The sequence below is a fragment of the Micrococcus lylae genome, assembly GCF_900163825.1.
Lineage (GTDB): Bacteria > Actinomycetota > Actinomycetes > Actinomycetales > Micrococcaceae > Micrococcus > Micrococcus lylae.
Genome location: NZ_FUKP01000023.1, coordinates 23,457 through 43,954, shown reverse-complemented (window position 1 = coordinate 43,954; position 20,498 = coordinate 23,457). Strand labels below are relative to the sequence as shown.

Annotated in this window: 14 protein-coding genes; 9 read left to right on the top strand and 5 right to left on the bottom strand. The window is 71.4% G+C overall.

Annotated elements, in window-relative coordinates; translation table 11 throughout:
- Positions 1–56 precede the first annotated feature (56 nt).
- Complete coding sequence (locus tag FM125_RS04010) at positions 57–1,289, bottom strand: cytochrome P450 (protein ID WP_087133712.1); 1,233 nt, start codon at positions 1,287–1,289, stop codon at positions 57–59.
- Complete coding sequence (panD, locus tag FM125_RS04005) at positions 1,286–1,723, bottom strand: aspartate 1-decarboxylase (protein ID WP_087133716.1); 438 nt, start codon at positions 1,721–1,723, stop codon at positions 1,286–1,288. The genes FM125_RS04010 and panD overlap by 4 nt, the downstream gene beginning before the upstream one ends.
- Before the next feature lie 290 nt (positions 1,724–2,013).
- Here panD and paaZ point away from each other — a divergent pair, with 290 nt between their 5' ends.
- From paaZ to FM125_RS03990, 3 genes are all read left to right on the top strand, one after another.
- Entirely contained in the window at positions 2,014–4,128 is a 2,115-nt protein-coding gene (gene paaZ / locus FM125_RS04000; protein WP_087133711.1) for a phenylacetic acid degradation bifunctional protein PaaZ, read from the top strand.
- 304 nt (positions 4,129–4,432) lie between these two features.
- Positions 4,433–5,380, top strand: coding sequence for a hypothetical protein (locus FM125_RS03995; protein WP_067192348.1), 948 nt, complete (start codon positions 4,433–4,435; stop codon positions 5,378–5,380).
- Between the two features lie 289 nt (positions 5,381–5,669).
- The gene (locus FM125_RS03990) at positions 5,670–6,578 is read left to right on the top strand and encodes a hypothetical protein (protein ID WP_087133710.1); all 909 of its coding nucleotides are present in this window, start codon (positions 5,670–5,672) and stop codon (positions 6,576–6,578) included.
- A gap of 76 nt (positions 6,579–6,654) precedes the next feature.
- Here FM125_RS03990 and FM125_RS03985 read toward each other — a convergent pair whose 3' ends face one another.
- The 3 genes from FM125_RS03985 to paaI form a co-directional block, all read right to left on the bottom strand.
- Positions 6,655–7,290, bottom strand: a complete 636-nt coding sequence (locus FM125_RS03985) for a TetR/AcrR family transcriptional regulator (protein WP_087133715.1) — start codon at positions 7,288–7,290, stop codon at positions 6,655–6,657.
- Between the two features lie 185 nt (positions 7,291–7,475).
- Positions 7,476–8,825 carry a phenylacetate--CoA ligase family protein gene (locus FM125_RS03980; RefSeq protein ID WP_067191427.1) on the bottom strand — a complete coding sequence of 450 codons (1,350 nt, stop codon included), beginning with the start codon at positions 8,823–8,825 and terminating at the stop codon, positions 7,476–7,478.
- Positions 8,826–8,835: 10 nt separating this feature from the next.
- Positions 8,836–9,255: a hydroxyphenylacetyl-CoA thioesterase PaaI gene (gene paaI / locus FM125_RS03975; RefSeq protein WP_245829782.1), complete on the bottom strand. Its 420-nt coding sequence runs from the start codon at positions 9,253–9,255 to the stop codon at positions 8,836–8,838.
- A 377-nt stretch (positions 9,256–9,632) separates the two neighbouring features.
- Here paaI and FM125_RS03970 point away from each other — a divergent pair, with 377 nt between their 5' ends.
- The 6 genes from FM125_RS03970 to FM125_RS03945 all read left to right on the top strand — a co-directional run bounded on the left by FM125_RS03970 (position 9,633) and on the right by FM125_RS03945 (position 20,399).
- Complete coding sequence (locus FM125_RS03970) at positions 9,633–13,412, top strand: TM0106 family RecB-like putative nuclease (protein ID WP_087133709.1); 3,780 nt, start codon at positions 9,633–9,635, stop codon at positions 13,410–13,412.
- Positions 13,413–13,445: 33 nt separating this feature from the next.
- On the top strand, positions 13,446–15,029 hold the full coding sequence (locus FM125_RS03965) for a hypothetical protein (protein WP_143745213.1): 1,584 nt from the start codon (positions 13,446–13,448) through the stop codon (positions 15,027–15,029).
- A gap of 109 nt (positions 15,030–15,138) precedes the next feature.
- Positions 15,139–16,578, top strand: a complete 1,440-nt coding sequence (purB, locus tag FM125_RS03960; protein WP_087133707.1) for an adenylosuccinate lyase — start codon at positions 15,139–15,141, stop codon at positions 16,576–16,578.
- A 377-nt stretch (positions 16,579–16,955) separates the two neighbouring features.
- Entirely contained in the window at positions 16,956–17,372 is a 417-nt protein-coding gene (locus FM125_RS03955) for an acyl-CoA thioesterase (protein WP_087133713.1), read from the top strand.
- Positions 17,373–17,562: 190 nt separating this feature from the next.
- Complete coding sequence (locus FM125_RS12430; RefSeq protein ID WP_342743399.1) at positions 17,563–18,780, top strand: trimeric intracellular cation channel family protein; 1,218 nt, start codon at positions 17,563–17,565, stop codon at positions 18,778–18,780.
- Between the two features lie 23 nt (positions 18,781–18,803).
- Positions 18,804–20,399, top strand: a complete 1,596-nt coding sequence (locus FM125_RS03945) for a DUF1846 domain-containing protein (protein ID WP_087133705.1) — start codon at positions 18,804–18,806, stop codon at positions 20,397–20,399.
- Positions 20,400–20,498: the final 99 nt, after the last annotated feature.

Below are 20,498 nucleotides of genomic sequence, written 5' to 3'. Positions count from 1 at the left end.
GCTTGGGGGCAAGACTCCCGCTCAACGAGTGTCATCAACGTGATGGCCGGGTACACCTAGGCGGGCACCCCCTGGCGGAGCACGAGTCCACGCACGGCGTATCCGGCGATCAGGTCCTCCCACTCGATCCGCGGCTCCCCCACGAGCTCCACGTCCCGGCGCAGCAGCCGCTCGAGCAGCACCTCGGTCTCGATCATCGCGATGGTGTTGCCCGGGCAGCGGTGGGGCCCGTCCCCGAAGCTCATCACCTCGGCCCGCACGCCTCGCGGCAGGGTGCGCTCCGGGCACAGCCGCTTCCCGTCGTCGCCGATCGCCGGGTCCGCATTCGCGGCCCGGACGTAGAGGTCGAGGCGGTCGCCGGCCGGGATCGTCACCTCGCCTTCCTTCGTCATCAGGCGGACGTCGACGACGGCCCGGCGCAGCAGGTGCCCGACCACCGGTTCCAGCCGGAGCAGCTCGTGGAGGATCCGCCGCCTCCCGGCCGAGTCGGCCCCAAGGAACCGGGTCCGCAGGTCCTCGTCCGTGAGCAGGTGCCAGGCGCAGACCTGCAGGAACTCGCGGGTGGTGACCATGCCGGCCGCGGCGTAGGTCACGCACTCCATGACGATCTCCAGCTCGGAGTAGCCCTCTGCGATCAGATGGGACAGCACATCCTCCCGCGTCTCGGCGCGGCGGGCCTTCAACGCGGGCCGGACGTCCTTGAGGTGGAAGCGCAGCAGCTCCAGCGAGCCGGGCAGCGCCGCGGGCAGGGACAGCAGGCGGCGCCAGCCGGAGGCGCCGGGCTCGAGGACGGCGGCGGGCTGGTCGAAGAACCCGACGAGCCGCCGGGCCATCGCCTCCTGGTCCGAGTCGGTCAGGCCGATCACCTGGGCGGCCACCTGCGCGGAGAAGTGCAGGGTCAGCTCGGACATGTCCACGGCCTCACCGGCGTCCAGGCGGGCGAGGAAGGCGTCCGCGCGGGCCTCGATGAGCTCCCGGTACCGGGCGTCTACCACCGTGGGCGCGAAATAGCGGGCCACCTTGGTGCGCTGGGCGCGGTGTTCGTCCCCGTCGGCCCACAGCACGGGCCAGCGCGTGAGCGGCATGCTCTGGCGGACCGCCTCGGAGCCGAAGCCGGACTGGTGGACCTCGCCGCTGCGGCGCAGGACCTCGCGGACCAGGGCCAGAGAGCGGACGTGCCACGTCGCGCGGCCCTGCTCGTCCACGGTGCGCTCGAGCGCGGGGGCGTCGGCCTCCCCGGGGCGGTCGGTGATGCGGTCGGACCCCGTCACCGGGCAGCCGACGGTCACAGCTCAGCCTGGGCCTCGCCGAAGCTCCGGGACTGCGGCGGGCGAGAGGTGCCCTCCACGATCGCGTCGGCAGGGTCGTGGCCGAGCTCGACGATCCGGTTGTCCCCGTCCACGTGCACCACGGTGGGGGTGAAGGTGCGGGCCTCCTCCTCGTCCATCTGCCCGTAGGCGATGAGGATGACGGTGTCACCCGGCTGGATCAGGCGGGCGGCGGCGCCGTTGATGCCGATCACGCCCGAGCCGCGCTCGCCCGGGATGGTGTAGGTCTCCAGGCGGGCGCCGTTGGTGACGTCCACGATGGACACGAGCTCGCCGGGCAGGATGCCCGCCGCGTCCAGCAGGTCCTGGTCAACGGTCACCGAGCCGACGTAGTGCAGGTCGGCCTGGGTCACCGTGGCCCGGTGGATCTTGGCGTGGAACATGGTGCGCAGCATGGGTGAGGCCTCGCAGAGGTGGGCGGCAGGGAGAAGGTGAGGGGCCATCGTCGGGAAGGGCCCCGTGCTCCAGCATAGGTGCGCCGGCGAGCGCACCCCAGACCCGCCGCCGGACGATCAGCCCCCTCCCCCTCCCCTGGCGCGAGCTTCTGCGGTAGCGTGGAGGCAAATACCGACCGATCGGTCGGGCACGCGTGCGCACGCCCCGGACCTCACCGCCGGTGGCACCCGCCGGCAGGCCCGGAGCGCGCCGCACGCATGATCACCGCCGCCCTCACGAAGGAGTCAGTGTGACCACCACCGCCGAGAAGACCCCCGCCGTCCTTTCCAGCTACGTCTGCGGACAGTGGTGGGCGCCGGAGAACCCGTCGAAGAAGACCGCCGTCCTGGACGCCAACACCGGCGAGCACCTCGTGGACGTGTCCACCGAGGGCCTGGACACCGCCAAGGCCATCGAGTACGCCCGCACGGTGGGCCAGCAGAACCTCGGTGAGCTGACCATCCACGAGCGCGCGCTCAAGCTCAAGGAGCTCGCGATCTACCTGAACTCCCGCATCCAGGAGCTGTACGAGATCTCCTTCGCCACCGGCGCCACCCAGCGCGACCACGCCTTCGACGTGGACGGCGGCGTGGGCACCCTGTTCACCTTCTCCGGCAAGGGCCGCCGCGAGCTGCCGAACTCGAACGTGATCATCGACGGCAACGTGGAGCCGCTGTCCCGGGACGGCTCGTTCATCGGCGAGCACATCTACCAGCGCATCCCGGGCGTGGCCGTGCAGATCAACGCCTTCAACTTCCCGGTGTGGGGCATGCTGGAGAAGTTCGCCCCGTCCTTCGTGGCCGGCGTGCCGACCGTCGTGAAGCCGGCGACCCCGACCGCCTACGTCACCGAGGCCTGCGTGCGCCTGATGGTCGAGTCCGGCGTGCTGCCAGAGGGGTCGATCCAGCTGATCTCCGGCTCCGCCCGCGACCTGTTGGACCACCTGGACTACCGCGACCACGTGGCCTTCACCGGCTCCGCCGCCACCGCCGCCACGCTGAAGAAGCACCCGAACGTGCAGGAGGGCGGGGTGCGCTTCACCGCGGAGACCGACTCCCTGAACGCCGCGATCCTCGGCCCGGACGCCGCCCCGGGCACCCCGGAGTTCGAGGCGTTCGTGAAGATCGTGTTCCAGGAGATGACCGTCAAGGCCGGCCAGAAGTGCACCGCCGTGCGCCGCGTGATCGCCCCGCAGGCGCACGTGGACGCCGTGGTGGAGGCCCTCTCCGAGCGCCTGTCCTCCAAGGTGGTGCTGGGCGACCCGCGCACCGAGGGCACCACCATGGGTGCCCTGGCCTCCAAGGAGCAGCAGGCCGAGGTCCGCAAGGCCGTGCAGCGCCTGGTGGACGCCGGCGCGAAGGTCCGCCTCGGCGGCCCGGACGCGGACACCGGATCGGCCGACGCCGAGGCCGGCGCGTTCTTCGCCCCCACCATCCTGTCCTTCGACGACGCCCGCACCCCCGAGGTCCACTCGGTGGAGGCCTTCGGCCCGGTCACCTCGGTGATCGGCTACACGGACGTCGCCGAGGCCGTGGAGCTGGCCGCCCTGGGCTCCGGCTCGCTGGTCGCCTCCGTGGCCACCAACGACGGCGAGACCGCCCGTGAGTTCGCCGCCGGCATCGGCGCACACCACGGCCGCGTGCACTTCCTGAACCGGCAGACCGCCAAGACCACCACCGGCCACGGCGCCCCCGTCCCGGTGCTGGTCCACGGCGGTCCGGGCCGCGCCGGCGGCGGCGAGGAGCTCGGCGGCGTGCGCGCCGTGAAGCACTACATGCAGCGCACCGCCATCCAGGGCTCCCCGGACCTGCTCACCGCCGTCACCGGCGTGTGGCACCAGGGCGCAGCGGCGGACACCGTCACCCGCGAGGACGTAGAGTCGGGCGCCAAGAAGCACCCGTTCTACAAGTCCCTCGCGGAGCTGAAGGTCGGCGACCAGTTCGCCTCGGGCCTGCGCAAGGTCACCCTGGAGGACATCACCGAGTTCGCCGAGAAGACCGGGGACAAGTTCTACGCGCACACGGACGAGGAGGCCGCCATGGCCAACCCGTTCTTCCCGCGTCGCGTGGCACACGGCTACCTGCTGGTCTCCTGGGCCGCGGGCCTGTTCGTGGCCCCGGATCCGGGCCCGGTGCTCGCCAACTACGGCCTGGAGAACCTGCGGTTCATCACTCCGGTCACCTATGACGACTCCATCCGCGTCACCCTGACCGCCAAGCGCATCACCCCGCGCGTCACCGACGAGTACGGGGAGGTCGCCTGGGACTGCCAGATCCACAACCAGGACGACGAGCTCTGCGCCCAGTACGACGTGCTCACCCTCGTCACCAAGACGTGGCCCATGAAGGAGCAGCCGGAGGCCTGACCCCCTCCGCCGGGCCGGACTGACGTCCACCCCTTCCCGACGACGGCCTCTCGCCCTGCGCTGAACTGCTCCCTGTCTCCTGGAACTGGATATCCAGTCCAAGAAACGGGGACCAGTTCAGCAGGGCGAGGGGCCGTTCGCTGTGGTCGCCGACGGGGGCCCGCCGCCCAGGAGGTCGGGACGAGCTTTCGGCGGGCTGGCCTGGGCGTCGTGACGTTGCCGTGCCCTGACGCGGGGATCGTTGTGAGGACGAGACCGCCGGATCCCTGGTCCCGTTGCCGCGGCTGTGGCAACGTCCCGGCACATGGATACGAACGCCAAGGACACCACGAAGCGCACTCACACCACCCCGGCCCTGGCCGGCACCGCACTCGTGCTGACCGCGGCCCTGGCCCTGGCCGGCTGCGGCGGGAATCCCGCCGAGGCCGAGAGCACGCCCACGACGACGACAGCCGCGGCGAGCACGCAGTCCGCGGAGGCCTCGGACGAGGCGACCGACGAGGCCTCGGACGGGGCAACTGACGAAGCCGCGGACGAGGCGAGCGACGAAGCCACGGATGAGGCCTCGAGCGGCTCGGACTCGCCCGCTTCGCCGAACGAGGACGCCGGCACTGCCTCCGAGGCCGGCGGCACCACCGCCGTCCCGCCGGTCCAGGAGGAGCTGGACGCCATGGTGGCGGTGGTGGAGGAGCACCTCGGCCCGCACGCGGACGCCCTCACCCGTACCCCCGAGGAGATGACCGCCTCGGCCGAGGAGCGCATCGCACGGGAGGAGGAGAAGGTCGGCGGCGACTTCTCCGAAGAGTGCGTTGCGCAGCTGGTCGCCCGCGACAGCGTGCACCTGGATGCGGACATCGCACACACCCAGGTGAACGGGGCGCCGCAGGACATGGACACCGCGCAGAGCTGGTATGTGAACCGGGAGGACACGGACTCCCCGCAGAGCGCGATCGCCTTCCGGGACGCCGCCGTCACCCAGGTGGAACTCCCGGCCTGCGCGGACGAGGAGAAGTTCCTGAAGCCGGAGGTGGAGCGCACGGAGCAGCAGCCATGGGGCGAGGGCACCGTGGAGCACATGGTGCACGGGAACCTGGACGACGGAGGCCTGCGCACCGTGCAGACCCTCGCCGTGGAGGGCCCCCGCGTCTACGAGATCAGCCACCCCGCTCTGGGCGCGGACCAGGCCGAGGAGGTGAAGCAGCGCAACGAGGCCCTGCTGGAGGACCTCCGCGCCGACGCGAAGGACGGCTGAGGCCTGGCGGGCTGGGAAGGCCGAGGCCTGGCGGGCTCGGGCGGCTGAGGCCCGCCGAGCTCGGAGGGCTGAGGCCCTGGCCGCCCAGGAGGGACGGCGCTCTGGCCGCCCGGGACCGCCGATCGCCCACCTGCCCCGGGCCGCGGGCCGTAGGCCCCGGCGGTGGACCGTGGACCGTGGGCCGTGGACCCGGCCGTGGGCGGTGGGCCGTGGCCGCGGACGGAACCGTTGCCGAACCGGTATCGTTCCGCCGCGGCTTCGGTGAGTGTGATCTGGAACACTCATCTCCATGAGGACTCATCGCCGCCACGCCACACCCCTCGCCGGCTCTGCCCTGATGCTGGCCGCCGCCCTGACGCTCACCGCCTGCCAGCAGGCGGACCAGGACGCCAGTGCCTCGGCGAACCCTTCGGACACCGACCCGGCGGCCTCGCCGTCAGAGGGCGCGGCCTCCGGCGGCGACGGTACGGGAGGCTCGGAGGGCTCCGGTGACGAGAACGGCCCGGGCGACGCCGAGATCTCGGCCTCGGCTGTGCCGGACCACCTCCTGCCACCGGACGGAGACAAGACCCGCGCCATGACGAGGGCCCTGGAGAAGACCATGGGCCGCCCCGTGGCCTCCGTGAAGGGAGGCACCGTCGCCGACCATCAGCGGGACAGCGAACAGTCCCTCGAGATTCTCCAGAACCCGAACGCGAACCCCATGGTCTCCGAGCAGTGCCGAGAGGACGTCGTGGCCCGGGCCGAGGTCTACGCCGCCGCCACGGCACAGACCACCCGCTTCTCCGGAGAGTCACCCGCCGCCGGCGGAGACGGGGACACCGTGAGCGCCCCGTACCTGGTGGAGGTGGACACGTTCGAGGGAACCGCCGGCGCCGCAGACTACGTGGAGGCCATGCTCACGGTCGCCGACAACCAGGAGTGCGTTGGCGAGCCGGTGGTCGCCACCGCGGTGGTCGCCACCGCCGGTTCGGGCCACGAGGAGCACGAGTGGGGCGAGGGCACCCGCTACACCTTCGCCACGGACCGCGGCGACGGCCAGGGGGTCTACGTGGGCACCGTCGCAGTCGACGGCAACCGCGTCATCTCCATCACGGACAGCACCGCACCGGACGAGGATCCGTCCGCTGTCCTCGAGCGGCACGCGGAGGCCGTGGACGCCCTCGCCGACGTCATCGGAGAGCCGCTGCGGGACTGAGCCGCCCCGCCTCGGGACTGAGCCGCCCCGCCTCGGGACTGAGCCGCCTCGCCTCGGACGGTCGCCGGGTGGTGCGTCAGCCGCGCACTCCCCTGAGGACCACGCCGGTGACGGAGTGGACCATGTCCTGAACGGTGTGTGGGCCGTCCGGGCGGAACCAGTCGACGATCGAGTTGATCATGCCCAGGGTGAGGCGGGCGAGGTTGCGCGGGGTGACGTCGTCCCGGACGGTCCCCTCGGCCTGGCCGGCCTCCAGCAGGCCGCCCAGGCGCCGGGTGATGGTGCGGCGGCGCTCCATGGCGCGCAGCTCCACGTCCGAGTTGCCGCGCAGCCGCAGCAGGAGCGTCACCTGCGGCATGTGGTCCGCCAGAGCCTGCAGGGTGCCGCGGACGGCGGCCTCCACCCGCTCACCGGCCGAGCCCCCACCGGCCTCGACGGCATCGAACGCCGCCTCGAGCGCACCGAGTGCGTCATCGAGGGCCTGCTCGAGAATGGCCTCCTTCGAGTCCACGTGGTGGTAGATCGCGGACTTCGAGATGCCCAGATGCTTGGCCAGCATGCCCATGGACGTCGCGTCATAGCCGTGGCGGATGAACACGTCCACACACACGGCCATCAGGGTCTGCCGGTCATAGCCGGGACGGCCGCGGCGCGCAGGCCCGCCCGACCCTGCCGAGGCCGCCCGAGGCCCACCGCCGGGCTCGCCCGGCATGGGCCGGGAGACGACCGGGCGCACCCCGGTGAGCGGCTCGCCGAGGCGGGTGCCGTCGTCGTGGGATGCGGCGGTCTGCGGGCTCACGGTGTCCTCCTGTGGGGCTGGAAGACCCACTCTAGGCGGAAGTCGGCCGGTGGGCGGACCGTCACAGACGGCAGCACCGGGGGTCGGCCGGGCAGGCGTCAGTCGTTGCGGCGGTCGTACACGCGGCGCAGCTTGCCGGAGGAGCGGACGAGGGTGTCCGGCTCGACCACGTTGATGGTGCAGGACGAGCCGATCTTCGTCTTGATCTCCTTCTGCAGCACGCGGGCACCGCTCTCCGCGTCCTGCCTGGAGAACTCCGGACGGCGCTCGATGTTCACGGCCATCTCGTCCATGCGGTTCGGTCGCGTGATCTCGAGGGTGAAGTGCGGGGAGAGGGCCGGGATCTGGAGGGCCAGCTCCTCGATCTGGGAGGGGAACAGGTTCACGCCGCGCAGGATGATCATGTCGTCCGAGCGGCCGGTGATGCGGCCCATGCGCCGGTGACCCGGCAGGGCGGTGCCCGGCAGCAGGCGGGTGAGGTCGTGGGTCCGGTACCGGATGATCGGCAGCGCCTCCTTGGTCAGGGAGGTGAACACGAGCTCGCCGGGGTGGCCGGTCTCCAGGACCTCGTCCGTGAACGGGTCGATGATCTCCGGGCGGAAGTGGTCCTCGTAGATGTGGGAGCCGTCCTTGGACTCGGCGGACTCGCCGGCCACGCCGGGGCCCATGACCTCGGACAGGCCGTAGATGTCCAGCGCGTCGAGGCCGAAGGTCTGCTCGATCTCGCGGCGCATCTCCTCGGTCCACGGCTCGGCGCCGAGCACCGCGGTCTTCAGGGAGGTCTCACGCGGGTCCAGGCCCATCTTGCGGAAGCCGTCGGCGATGGTCAGCAGGTAGGTGGGGGTGGAGAGGATCGCGGACGGCTCGAAGTCCTTGATCAGCTGCACCTGCTTCTCGGTCTGGCCACCGGACATCGGGATCACGGCGGCGCCGCAGCGCTCGACACCGTAGTGGGCGCCCAGGCCGCCGGTGAACAGGCCGTAGCCGTAGGCGTTGTGCACGCGGTCGCCCGGCTTCACGCCGGCGTTGCGGAGCACTCGGGCCACCAGGCTCGCCCAGGTGGCGATGTCGTTGTCCGTGTAGCCGACCACGGTGGGCTGGCCGGTGGTGCCGGAGGAGGCGTGGATGCGGCGCAGCTCCGGACCCTTCGCGGCGAACGCCTTGAACGGGTAGCTCTTCCGCAGGAACTCCTTGTCCGTGTAGGGGAACTTGGCGAGGTCGGCCAGCTCCTTGAAGTCGGACGGGTGCACGCCGTGGGCGTCGAAGTGCTCCTTGTAGGCCTCCACGTTCTCGTAGGCGTGGTGCAGGGTCCAGCGGAGGCGCTCGAACTGGATCGCCTCGATCTGGTCCCGGCTCATCGTCTCCTCCGGGTCACGCCGGCCGCGCTCGGCCGGGTTCGCCGGGACCGGCGCCGGGGTGTACGGGTTGGGGATGGATGCCTCGATCATGGGTCTCTCCTCAGCGGGCGGCGGGGTTCGGGATGGTGCGGGAGCGGCCGCGGAAGACGGCGACGACCGCGCCGTCCTCCGTGGTCACCGTGATGTCGTAGACGCCGGAGCGGCCGGCGCGGGAGACCAGCCTCCCTTCGGCGATGAGGCTCTGCCCGGCCGTCGTGGGGGCCAGGAAGTTCACGTCCACGCCGGAGGCGACGGTGATGGTGGAGCCGTCCGCGTCAGGGTCGTTGCAGGTCAGGGCGAAGCAGGAGTCCGCGAAGGCGAAGATCATGCCGCCGTGGGTGATGCCGAAGCCGTTGACCATCTCGTCGCGGACGGTCATGCGGACCACGGCACGGTCCTTCTCGGCGGTCTCCACCGTCAGGCCCATCCAGGCGCTGGCGGCGTCGCCCTCGAGGATGGGGTGGGCAGGCAGATCGGTCACGATGCTCCTCGCTTGCGGTCAGGGATGTGGGGCCGCACGACGGGCGCGCTCAGGGCGCGTTCGGAATTACTGAACGATCATTAGGTAACTCCAGCGGAGTGAGTCACGTCAAGCCCTGACGTGGCATCGGTCACTGATCGTGGTCGTGTGACGTGGGTGGCAGACGGGTGGAGGCGGGGTACGTGTCGGCAGGGTCGGGGAGCCTCGTGAGGACAGAGACGGGGCTTCCCGACGACGGCCGGCCGGCTTCCGCGATCGGCTCGCCTAGCGTGTCCGGTCCTGTTCCTAGGATGTGGAGCAACAGGGCCCGTTCACCGGCGGGCCACAGGATCCGGCGGTGTGCCGGGCCTGCTCCCCCACGAGAGAGGTGCCGCCTCATGGTGATGTTCCGCGGAGACCGCGTCCTGCTCAGCCCCACGGACATCACGGCCGCGTCCGGCTGTGAGTACGGCTGGCTGGCCATGAAGGTGGATCCGAAGCTGGGGCGGCGTCCGCAGCCGAAGGACGACGACGACTTCCTGGAGCGCGTCTCCCGGCTCGGCGACGTCCACGAGGAGCGCGTGCTCGCCGGCTTCCGGGAGGAGCTCGGGGCCGGCCGCGTGGTCGAGCTGCCCCGCACGGAGGGCTGGGACGCCGAGACGGTGGAGGCCGGGGTGGCGCGGTCCGTGGAGGCCCTGCGGTCCGACACGGACGTGGTGTTCCAGGCCCTGCTGCACGACGGCGCGTTCGGCGGCTTCGCCGACTTCCTGGTGCGCCAGGAGGACGGCCGCTGGCAGGTGGTGGACACCAAGCTGGCCCGCCACGCCCGCGTGACGGCGCTGCTGCAGATCGCCGCCTACGCGGACCTGCTGGACGGGCTCGGGGTGCCCCGGGCGAGTGAGGGCGTGCTGTGGCTCGGCGACGACGCGAAGGTCACCGCGGACCTGGACGAGATCATCCCGGTCTACCGGCGCCGCCGGGCGCGCCTGGAGGGGCTGCTGGCCGAGCACGTGGCGTCCGACGACCCGGTGGCCTGGGGGCGTGACGACCTGAGCATCTGCGGCCAGTGCGAGGCCTGCGCGGAGGCGATCGCCGAGAGCGGCGACGTCCTGCAGATCGCTGGCGCCACCCGCCTGCAGCGCGGCCGGGCCCGCGCCGCCGGGATCACCACGGTGGCCGAGATGGCCGCGTCCGAGCAGCCGCCGGCCGGCATGGCCCGCCGCACCTGGGAGGGACTGCGCGCCCAGGCCCGGATGCAGCTGGCGCCGGCGCGCGAGGACGGCCGGCCGACGTTCGAGATCGTGGACCGCACCGCCGTGGACCTGCTGCCCGCACCGGACGAGGGCGACATCTTCTTCGACTTCGAGGGCGACCCGCTGTGGTCTGCCCCGGACGGCCGCATGGAGGGCCTGGAGTACCTGTTCGGCTGGGTGACCCCGGTGCCGGGGAGGGCTACGGCAGAGACCGGCTTCGACGAGTTCGAGTTCACCCCGCTGTGGGCGCATACCCGCACCGAGGAGAAGGCAGCGCTCGAGCGGTTCGCCGAGTACGTGGAGGCGCGCCGCGCCGAGCACCCGGGCATGCGGATCTACCACTACGCGCCCTACGAGGTGACGGCGCTCAAACGCCTGACCGTGCGCCACGGCGTGCACGAGGGCACCCTGGACGACTGGCTCCGCGCCGGCCTGTTCGTGGACCTGTACTCCACCGTGCGCTCGACCCTGCGCGCCGGCGTGGCGAGTTACTCCATCAAGAAGCTCGAGCCGCTCTACATGGGCGACGACCACCGCGCCGAGGACGGCGTGACCACCGCCGCGGACTCCGTGAACGAGTACCACCGCTGGACCGTGCTCCACGAGGCCGGCCTGGCTGGGGACGCCGCGAAGGCCGCCGAGGCCGAGCGGGTGCTGGCCGGCATCGGCGACTACAACCGCTACGACTGCGTCTCCACCGTGCGCCTGCGCGACTGGCTGCTGGCGGAGGCCGGCGGGCTGCGCGGACGTGGCGAGGGCGGTGCCGGGACGGACGGCGGGGACGGCTCTGCGCCCGGTGCGGGCGGCGGGAGCGGCCCCCTCGAGGAGCGCACCGAGGGTCGAGAGGCCGACGCCCAGGACGACGCGGCCCTGGCCGATCGCCTGCTGGACCTCGTCAGGACGTCAGCGCTCGGTCCCGAGGCCGCCGCCGATCCGGAGGTCCCGCTGCCCGCATTCGCCCTGCTGGACGACGAAGAGCGCGGCCTGGTCCTGCTCGCAGCCGCTCTCGGCTTCTTCCTGCGCGAGAACAAGCCGCTGTGGTGGGCCTACTTCGACCGCGGCATCACCCCCTTGGACGAGTGGCCGGATCCTCGCGAGAACTGCACGTTCGACGAGATCCTCGACTGCGAGCAGTGGCATGTCCCACCGGGCAAGAGCAACAACTTCCGGAGGATCACGGTGCTCGCCCGCCTCGACGCGGGCACCGAGGTCAAGTCCGGCGCCAAACTGACCACGGTCTACGAGGATGTTCCGCCCAACGCCGTCCTCGCGCCGAACGCCTTCCGGTGGTTCGACACCAAGGTCGCCTACGCCATCGTGGAACACGTGGAGGACCGGCCGGACGGGCTCTCCGAAGTCACCATGTCCGAGACGCTCACCAAGGGTGCGGGCGGGTACGACGAGAGGCCGATCGCCGCGTTCCGCCATGACCTCGTGCGCACGGGCACCCTGAGGAGGCGGATCCGGGATCTCGCCCGGGTCGCGCTCTTCCTCGGCCGACTCCCCACAGCCGAGGACGCCGGCGTTGTGGTCCCTGCTGCCGGCGACGACGACACCAGCACGTGCCTGCGCAGTGCGGCGGTCGTCGACCTGCTCGCCCGCCGGTTGCCCCGCACCCGGCAGCGCTCGGTCGCCGAGATCTCCCGCGAGCTGCGGTCCGCTTCCGGCGTCGACGGGACGGTCGAAGGCGGCAACGTGGCGCGGGTACGCAGGGAGGGCCATGAGGCACTCGTGGAGGCCATCGAGTCCGCCCGGGGCTCCTATGTCGCCGTACAGGGCCCGCCCGGCACCGGCAAGACCCACACCGGCGCCCACGCCGTGAAGGCGCTCATGGACCGCGGCTGGAGTGTCGGCGTCGTGGCGCAGTCGCACGCGGTGGTGGAGAACTTCCTGACCAAGCTCCGCTCCGTGGGCGTGGACCAGCGGAGCCTCACGAAGGCTCCCAGGAACGGCCATCCCCTCGATCCCGATGCCGCCTGGACGTGGACGGGCCACCCCGAGGCCCGTCCGATGGGCGCCCCGGGGACGGCGTTCGGCGGCACCGCATGGACCTTCGCCCACCAGAACGCCGAGCCCGTGGACCTGATGGTCATCGACGAAGCCGGACAGTACTCCCTGGCCATGACCCTCGCGGCGGCGTCCCAGGCACGGACCGTACTGCTGCTCGGCGACCCGCAGCAGCTGCCGCAGGTCAGCAGGGGCACCCATCCGGCACCGGTGGACGAGGCCGCGCTGAGCTGGCTCATGAGTGACCACGGAAGCGTCCTGCCGGCAGAACTCGGCTTCTTCCTGGACACCACCTGGCGCATGCACTCTGAGCTGACGGAACCAGTCTCCGCACTGTCCTACGGCGGACAGCTCGGTGCCAAGCAGGACATCACCGACGGCCGGTGCCTGGACGGGATCGCCCCGGGACTGCACCCCGTGCCGGTGGAGCACTTCGGCAACGACGACGCCTCTCCGGAGGAGGCCGCCGAGGTGGTGCGGCTGGTCCGTGATGCCATCGGGCGGACCTGGACGAAGGACCCGAAGGCTGCACCGGGTGAGAAGGACGGCCCGCGGCCGCTGGAGGACGCGGACATCATCGTGATCACCCCGTACAACGCGCAGGTGGCCACTCTCCGCCGAGCTCTGGACGAGGCGGGGTTCAAGGGAACCGCCGTGGGCACAGTCGACAGGTTCCAGGGGCGGGAGGCCGCGATCGCGATCGTCTCCATGGCGGCGTCCTCCGCCGAGGACGTGCCGCGCGGGCTGGACTTCCTGCTCAATCGGAACCGTCTCAACGTGTCCGTCTCCCGCGGGCAGTGGGCGGCGTACCTGGTCCACTCCCCCGTCCTCGGGGACGCGCTGCCGACCAACCCGGCCGACCTGCCGCTGATCGGCCGGTTCCTGCGGCTGGTGGACGCCGGCCGAGAGTCCGACTGAGTCGCCACCGCACCGCGCGGTACGGTGGTGGACATGCGCGCGCTGCCGATCCTCCGTTCCGAGCGCGACGGGCCGCACCCTCGCCGTGCCGCCGTCCTCACCGCCGGGGCGGTCGCCGCAGCGCTGGCCCTGGTCGGCTGCTCACCCGCCGGCACGGAAAGCCGCGAGCCGGACGGCCCACCCACCACGGCGGCGCCGGAGCCCACCCGAGACCCGGCTGCGGTGGTGCACGAGGTGGACGGTGAACAGGTCCTGGACGCCCTGCTCGGGTCCGGCAGGAAGGACGCGGGGACGTTGATCGAGGAGCACCCGGACCGCGCCTGGACGGACGAGCTGCGCCTCGAACAGCAGGCCGAACAGCTGGCGGATTTCGACCCGCCGTCCCAGGTCGAGGACCCGCTGGCCTGCCGCTCCCTCGGCGAGCACGCCGCCCAGATCCTCCGCGAGGACGGCGTCACCGCGGTGACCGCCGGGACCCAGCCCGTCGACGGCCTGGACGCCTCGCGCACCCACTACACCGGCAGCGGCACCCTTGAGGTCTACGTCCTGGAGGACTCCACCGCCCGTGAGAGCCTCGAGGCCGCCCTCACCGGCCTCCGGCTCTCCTGCGAGTACAACTTCCAGACACCGGAATTCGACACCGTCGGCTGGGACGGCGAACGGGTCCGCATGGCCACCGGCAAGAAGGTCGACGGGATCGACGAGCTGGCCGTCGAGCTGCACTCAGCGGACGCGAACATCCTGGTCCTCCACCAGGCCTCCCTCTCACAGACCGGCGGCAAGGTCAGCGACCCGGACCCCGAAGACGAGGAGACCGTCCGCAGCCTCGCCGAGTACGTGCACGCCCAGAGCACGGACGTCCTGGACCTGCTCACGGACGAGGACTCCCGCGCTCGCGGCGTCGTCGCCGAGACGCCCACCGTGGACTCCGCCCGGGCCGCCGCGGACGATGCCGGCCACCGCCACGAACACCCCACCGACGACGGCAACCCCGCCCTCACCCTCCCCCAGGACGAGGTGGACCGGATCCTCCGCCGCCACGCCGACGGCTTCGACGCCCCGCAGACCGACGCCGCCTCCGAGCTCGCCGAGATCCCCCGCGAAGAGTCCGAGGAGTCCGTGAACCAGGACCATCCCGAGTGCGCCGATCACCTCGCGCAGCGGCTCGAGGAGGCAGACCCAGACAGCACCCGGGCAGCGATCGCCCGGCGCACCGTCTCCTTCGAAGGTGTCCGGAAGCCGCCGCAGGAGATGGTCGGGCTGCTCGTCGCCCCGGACATGGAGTCTGCGGCGGCGTGGGAGGGCCTGCTGCTCCACGAGATCCAGGACCGGTGCGGAGACCTGCGCAACCGAGGCTCAGGAGACTCCGCCGGCGTCCCGGTGGACGTGGACGGCGCCCGGTTCCAGAAGGCGCTGGCCTATCACCCGGACGCCGAGGTCAACGCCGTGGTGGGCCGCTACGGCACCGTGCTGGCCGTCGGCGTCTCTGTGGTGCCGCCGGCCGAGGGCACCGGGCCGGTCAAGCAGGCGCATGAGCATCGCGAGGAGGCCGTCACCGGGCCCCTGGCCGCCGTCCTGGAGGACGCGGTCGCGGCCGGGACCCCTGCGGATGGGTGACGCCGCAGAGGCGACGTCCGGACGCGAGGTGGGCGGCCGTCGTCGTGCCTCCATCCGCAGCGCCGCACACCCGCGCCCACGCCCGTGCGCGTGATGGAAGAATGACCCCATGAGCACCCAGCCCTCCGCCTCCCTGTCCGCTGACCGCCGCCCGCTGGGCCCCTCCGGCATCGCCCTCGGTGCGCTCGACGGCCGCTACCGCGCCGCGGTGGAGCCCCTCGTCGAGCACCTCTCCGAGGCGGCCCTGAACCGCAACCGCATCCACGTGGAGGTGGAGTGGTTCATCCACCTGTGCGAGAAGTCCGTGCTGCCCGGCCTGGCCCCGCTCGCCGAGGAACAGAAGGCCGGCCTGCGCGCCATCGTCACGGACTTCGGCCCGGAGGAGGTCACCGAGCTCGCGGAGATCGAGAAGGTCACCGTGCATGACGTGAAGGCCGTGGAGTACTTCATCGGCCGCCGCCTGGAGGCCCTCGGCCTGGGCGACAAGACCGCGCTGGTGCACTTCGCCTGCACCTCCGAGGACATCAACAACCTCGCCTACGCCGTCGGCGTGCGCGACGCGGTGGAGCAGGTCTGGCTGCCGTCCGCCCGCACCGCCGTCGAGGCGATCTCGGCCATGGCCGCCACCGCCGCGGACATCTCCATGCTGTCCCGCACCCACGGCCAGCCGGCCACCCCCACCACCCTGGGCAAGGAGATGGCGGTGTTCGTCCACCGCCTCGGCCGCCAGGTGAAGCGTGTGGCCGCCCAGGAGTACCTGGGCAAGATCAACGGCGCCACCGGCACCTACGCCGCACACCTGGCCGCCGCCCCGGACGCGGACTGGCAGGAGATCGCCCGGACCTTCGTGGAGCACCTGGGCCTGACCTGGAACCCGCTGACCACCCAGATCGAGTCCCATGACTGGCAGGCCGAGCTGTACGCGGACATCGCCCGCTTCAACCGGATCCTCCACGGCTTCTGCGTGGACGTGTGGTCCTACATCTCCATCGGCTACTTCGCGCAGGTCCCGGTCGCCGGGGCCACCGGCTCCTCCACCATGCCCCACAAGGTGAACCCCATCCGCTTCGAGAACGCCGAGGCCAACCTCGAGCTCTCCTGCGCGCTGCTGGACTCGCTGGGTGCCACGCTCGTGGAGTCCCGCTGGCAGCGCGACCTCACCGACTCCACCTCGCAGCGCAACATCGGCGTGGCGTTGGGTCACTCGGTGCTGGCCCTGTCCAACGTCACCAAGGGCATGGGCCAGCTGAAGGTCGCCGAGCCGGTGCTCGCCGAGGACCTGGACACCAACTGGGAGGTGCTCGGCGAGGCCGTCCAGACCGTGATGCGCGCCGAGGCACTGGGCGGCGCCGACGGTCTGGACAACCCTTATGAGCGCCTCAAGGAGCTCACCCGCGGGCACCGCGTGGACGGGGCGCGCATGCGCGAGTTCGTGAAGGGCCTCGGCCTGCCCGAGGGCGCCGAGCAGCGCCTGCTCGAGCTGACCCCGGCGACCTACGTGGGCATCGCAGCGGACCTGGCGAAGGAGCACGGTCCGGCGCGCGGCTGAGCCTGCGGCTCGTGTGGCCGGGTCGGCTGAGTGGCCGGGGGCTGAGTGGCCGGGGGCTGATAATCGATGGTTTGTCACGGAACCGCAGAGATTCTCTGCGATCCGGTGACAAACCGTCGATCCCGCCAAGCGCCAGCTCCGCGGCCACTGCTCCGCCCCCGCCGCACCACCCTTGCCGGCTCGCGCACCGGACCCCGCCGAACCCCCTCGCCGGCTCGCGCACCGGACCCCGCCGCGGGAGGCCTCAGCCCACAGTCCGGAGTACCGTCCGGTCGGTCGACCCGCAGAGCTACTCTGGTCCCATGAACGCCGAGAACGACGCCGCCTCCGACGCCGCCGCTTCCGCCACGGCAGCCTCCACCACCACGGACGAGGACATGATCTTCCGCACCCGCAAATGGGTGAAGCCGGAGGACCTCAACGCGAACGGCACGCTGTTCGGCGGCTCGCTGCTGCGCTGGATCGACGAGGAGTCGGCGATCTACGCGATCATCCAGATGGGGAATCCGCGTTCGGTGACCAAGTTGATCTCGGAGATCAACTTCGTGTCCTCGGCCCGGCAGGGAGACATGATCGAGATGGGCCTGCGCGCGGTGAAGTTCGGCCGCACCTCACTGACCATGCGCGCGAAGGTCCGCAACATCATCACCGGCGAGGTCATCCTGACCATCGACAAGATCGTGTTCGTCTCGCTGGACGAGAACGGCAACCCGCAGCCCCACGGCTACACGGACATCACCTTCAAGCGCGACCGCATCCCCACCTCCATGTCGGTCGCCAAGCCCCGCACCTGATCCCCGCGTCCCGACGACGGCTCCTCCCCGAACGCCCGAGCCTCACTTAGACCTGACCTGCGCTTCACCTGCACCTCGCCCGCGCTGCGCCCCCCGCGCGCTTCACGGGACAATGGCCTGTGAGTGCCGGACCGGACACGGACCGGACACAATGGCCGGTGGACCCCGAACCCGACGGAAGGAGCAGCCCGTGGACGTGCAGCAGTTCTTCGACGCCCTCACCGATGCCCCGTGGCTGCTCACGACCCTGGACCTGATCGGGATCTTCTTCTTCGCCACCTCGGGGGCGCTGCTGGCCTCGCGCAAGCAGTTCGACCTGGTGGGCTCGCTCGCGCTGTCCCTGCTGGCCGGCCTGGGCGGCGGCTTCACACGGGACATCCTCTTGGACCGCGGCCTGCCGGCCTCCCTGGACAATCCGATCTACCTGGCTCCGCCGGTGCTGGTGTCCCTGCTGGTCTATGTGAAGGCGATCGCCCCGCATCGGCTGAACCTGACCATCACCCTGTTCGACGCCGGCGGCCTCGCCCTGTTCACGGTCACCGGCGCCATGGTCGCCCTGGAGACCGGTGCGAATCCGGTGGCCTGCGTGGTCATCGCGACCGTCACGGCGCTCGGCGGCGGCATGCTCCGGGACATCGTGGCCAATGAGGTCCCCTCGCTGTTCGACCCGCGCGGCATCTATGCGATGCCGACGGTCGTGGGCGCGATCGTGGCCGTCACCGTGGGGCTGCAGGGCGCCTTGAACGCGGTGACCGGCTTTCTCATCGCGGCGCTGATCTTCACCATCCGCATGCTCGGCTACCGCTACCAGTGGAGGCTGCCCGGCGCGGACATCTCCATGGACCGGGACTCCATCGACCGGCTGCGGGCCGCCGCCGTGCAGGCGCAGCAGGCGGCCCGCCACCGCATGCGCATCGGCCGCCGCGTCTACGGTCCGATGCCGCAGGCGCAGGCGCAGGAGGTCGCCGAGCGTGAGGCCGCTGCCGCTCCGGCCCCCGATGGCTTCCACTACGACGCCGTGGAGGACGTCTACACCCGGGACATCCCGATCGTCCCGCCTGCCGGCCGGGACCCGCGCCAGGGGGCCCGTCCGACCGCGCACGACGCGCCCCGGCAGGAGGTCCACGCGGACTCGCATCTGGTGGGCGAGGACGGCTGGGACGGCTGGGACTCGGACGTGGAGCTCTCGGTCACCTCGGACGACTACGCCTCCCGCGTGCACGTGGAGGACTACGACCCGCAGACGGAGAGCATCACGGTGCTCGACCGCGCATCCGGCCGGGTCGCCCGCCTGGACGCCGCCACGGGCATCATGGACGTCACCGATCCGCGCACCGGCTGGACCCGCTCCTATGACGCCCCCGAGGACGACTGGGTCAAGCGCGACGCGGACGGCGAGGACCGCTGAGCCGTCGGCTAGCCTGATGTCCCATGACCGGCTCGTCTGACCACGTCGTCTCCGCCCCGCACCCTGCCGGGGTTGCCCCGGCCGACACTCCGGCGAACGTTCCGCAGACCCCGCCCGAGCCGCCGGCGTACCGGCGGCTCGGTTTCGACCGCGAGAAGTACATCGAGCTGCAGTCGAAGCACATCCAGGCCCGCCGCGATCAGATCGGCGGAAAGCTGTACCTGGAGATGGGCGGCAAGCTCTTCGACGACCTGCACGCCTCCCGCGTGTTGCCCGGCTTCACCCCGGACAACAAGATCGCGATGCTCGAGAAGCTCAAGGACGAGACGGAGATCCTGGTCTGCTTCAACGCGAAGGACCTGGAGCGGAACAAGGTCCGCGCGGATCTGGGCATCACCTATGAGGATGACGTGCTCCGCCTCGTGGACGTCTTCCGTGAGCGCGGCTTCCTGGTGGAGCACGTGGTGGTCACCCAGCTGGAGGAGTCGAACCACCGGGCCATCGCGTTCCTGGAGCGCCTCGAGCGCCTGGGCATGAAGGTGGCCCGCCACCGCATCATCCCGGGCTACCCGCAGGACACCCGCCGGATCGTGTCCGAGAACGGCTTCGGCCGGAACGAGTACTCGGAGACCTCGCGTGACCTCGTCGTCGTGACGGCCCCGGGGCCCGGCTCGGGCAAGCTGGCCACGTGCCTGTCCCAGGTGTTCCACGACCATGCCCGCGGCATCCGGTCCGGCTACGCGAAGTTCGAGACGTTCCCCATCTGGAACCTGCCGCTGGAGCACCCGGTGAACGTGGCCTATGAGGCCGCCACCGCGGACCTGGACGACATCAACCTGCTGGACCCGTTCCACCTGGCCGCCTACGGCGAGCAGGTCACCTCCTACAACCGGGACGTCGAGGTGTTCCCGCTGCTGGCCGCCCTGCTGGAGAAGCTCACCGGCGCCAGCCCGTACAAGTCCCCCACGGACATGGGCGTGAACATGGCCGGCCACGCGATCGTGGACGACGCCGCCTGCCGCGCCGCCTCCGAGCAGGAGGTCATCCGCCGCTACTACAAGGCGGTGGTGGCCGAGGCGATCGCCGGGGACGACGACGAGGTCTCCGAGCGCATCGCCCTGGTGATGTCCCGCCTGGGCCTGTCCTCCGCGGACCGTCCCGTGGTGGACGCCGCCCTGGCCGTCCAGGCCCGCACGGGCGAGCCCGGCTCGGCCCTGCAGCTGGCTGACGGCACGCTCATCACCGGCAAGACCTCGCCGCTGCTCGGATGCTCGGCGGCCATGGTGCTGAACGCGCTGAAGCACCTGGCAGGCATCGAGGACGAGGCCACGCTCCTGTCCCCCGCGGCCATCGAACCGATCACCGAGGTGAAGGTCCGGCACCTGGGGTCCTCGAACCCGCGCCTGCACACGGACGAGGTGCTCATCGCCCTGTCCGTCTCCGCCGCCACGGACGAGCGGGCCCGCCGTGCGCTGGACCGGCTGGGCGAGCTGAACGGCTGCGACGTCCACACCACCACGATCCTCGGCAGCGTGGACGAGGGCATCTTCCGTTCCCTGGGCATGCTGGTCACCTCGGAGCCGGTGTTCCAGAAGAAGGGCCTGTACCGGAAGCGGTGAGCGGCGAGGGGTGGCTACCCCGGGCCCGTGACGGCGCTGACCCGCCTTCTGTATCCGAAGCTGTATCCGCAGCGTCGGAATGCCCGCTTCCAGCGCCGT

Bases quoted from the DNA above. Each gene is read 5' to 3' on its own strand.
- panD (WP_087133716.1), bottom strand. From the start codon at position 1,723: ATGCTGCGCACCATGTTCCACGCCAAGATCCACCGGGCCACGGTGACC.
- FM125_RS03995 (WP_067192348.1), top strand. From the start codon at position 4,433: ATGGATACGAACGCCAAGGACACCACGAAGCGCACTCACACCACCCCG.
- FM125_RS03990 (WP_087133710.1), top strand. From the start codon at position 5,670: ATGAGGACTCATCGCCGCCACGCCACACCCCTCGCCGGCTCTGCCCTG.
- FM125_RS03985 (WP_087133715.1), bottom strand. From the start codon at position 7,290: ATGCCGGGCGAGCCCGGCGGTGGGCCTCGGGCGGCCTCGGCAGGGTCG.
- FM125_RS03980 (WP_067191427.1), bottom strand. From the start codon at position 8,825: ATGATCGAGGCATCCATCCCCAACCCGTACACCCCGGCGCCGGTCCCG.
- FM125_RS03970 (WP_087133709.1), top strand. From the start codon at position 9,633: ATGGTGATGTTCCGCGGAGACCGCGTCCTGCTCAGCCCCACGGACATC.
- FM125_RS03965 (WP_143745213.1), top strand. From the start codon at position 13,446: ATGCGCGCGCTGCCGATCCTCCGTTCCGAGCGCGACGGGCCGCACCCT.
- purB (WP_087133707.1), top strand. From the start codon at position 15,139: ATGAGCACCCAGCCCTCCGCCTCCCTGTCCGCTGACCGCCGCCCGCTG.
- FM125_RS03955 (WP_087133713.1), top strand. From the start codon at position 16,956: ATGATCTTCCGCACCCGCAAATGGGTGAAGCCGGAGGACCTCAACGCG.
- FM125_RS03945 (WP_087133705.1), top strand. From the start codon at position 18,804: ATGACCGGCTCGTCTGACCACGTCGTCTCCGCCCCGCACCCTGCCGGG.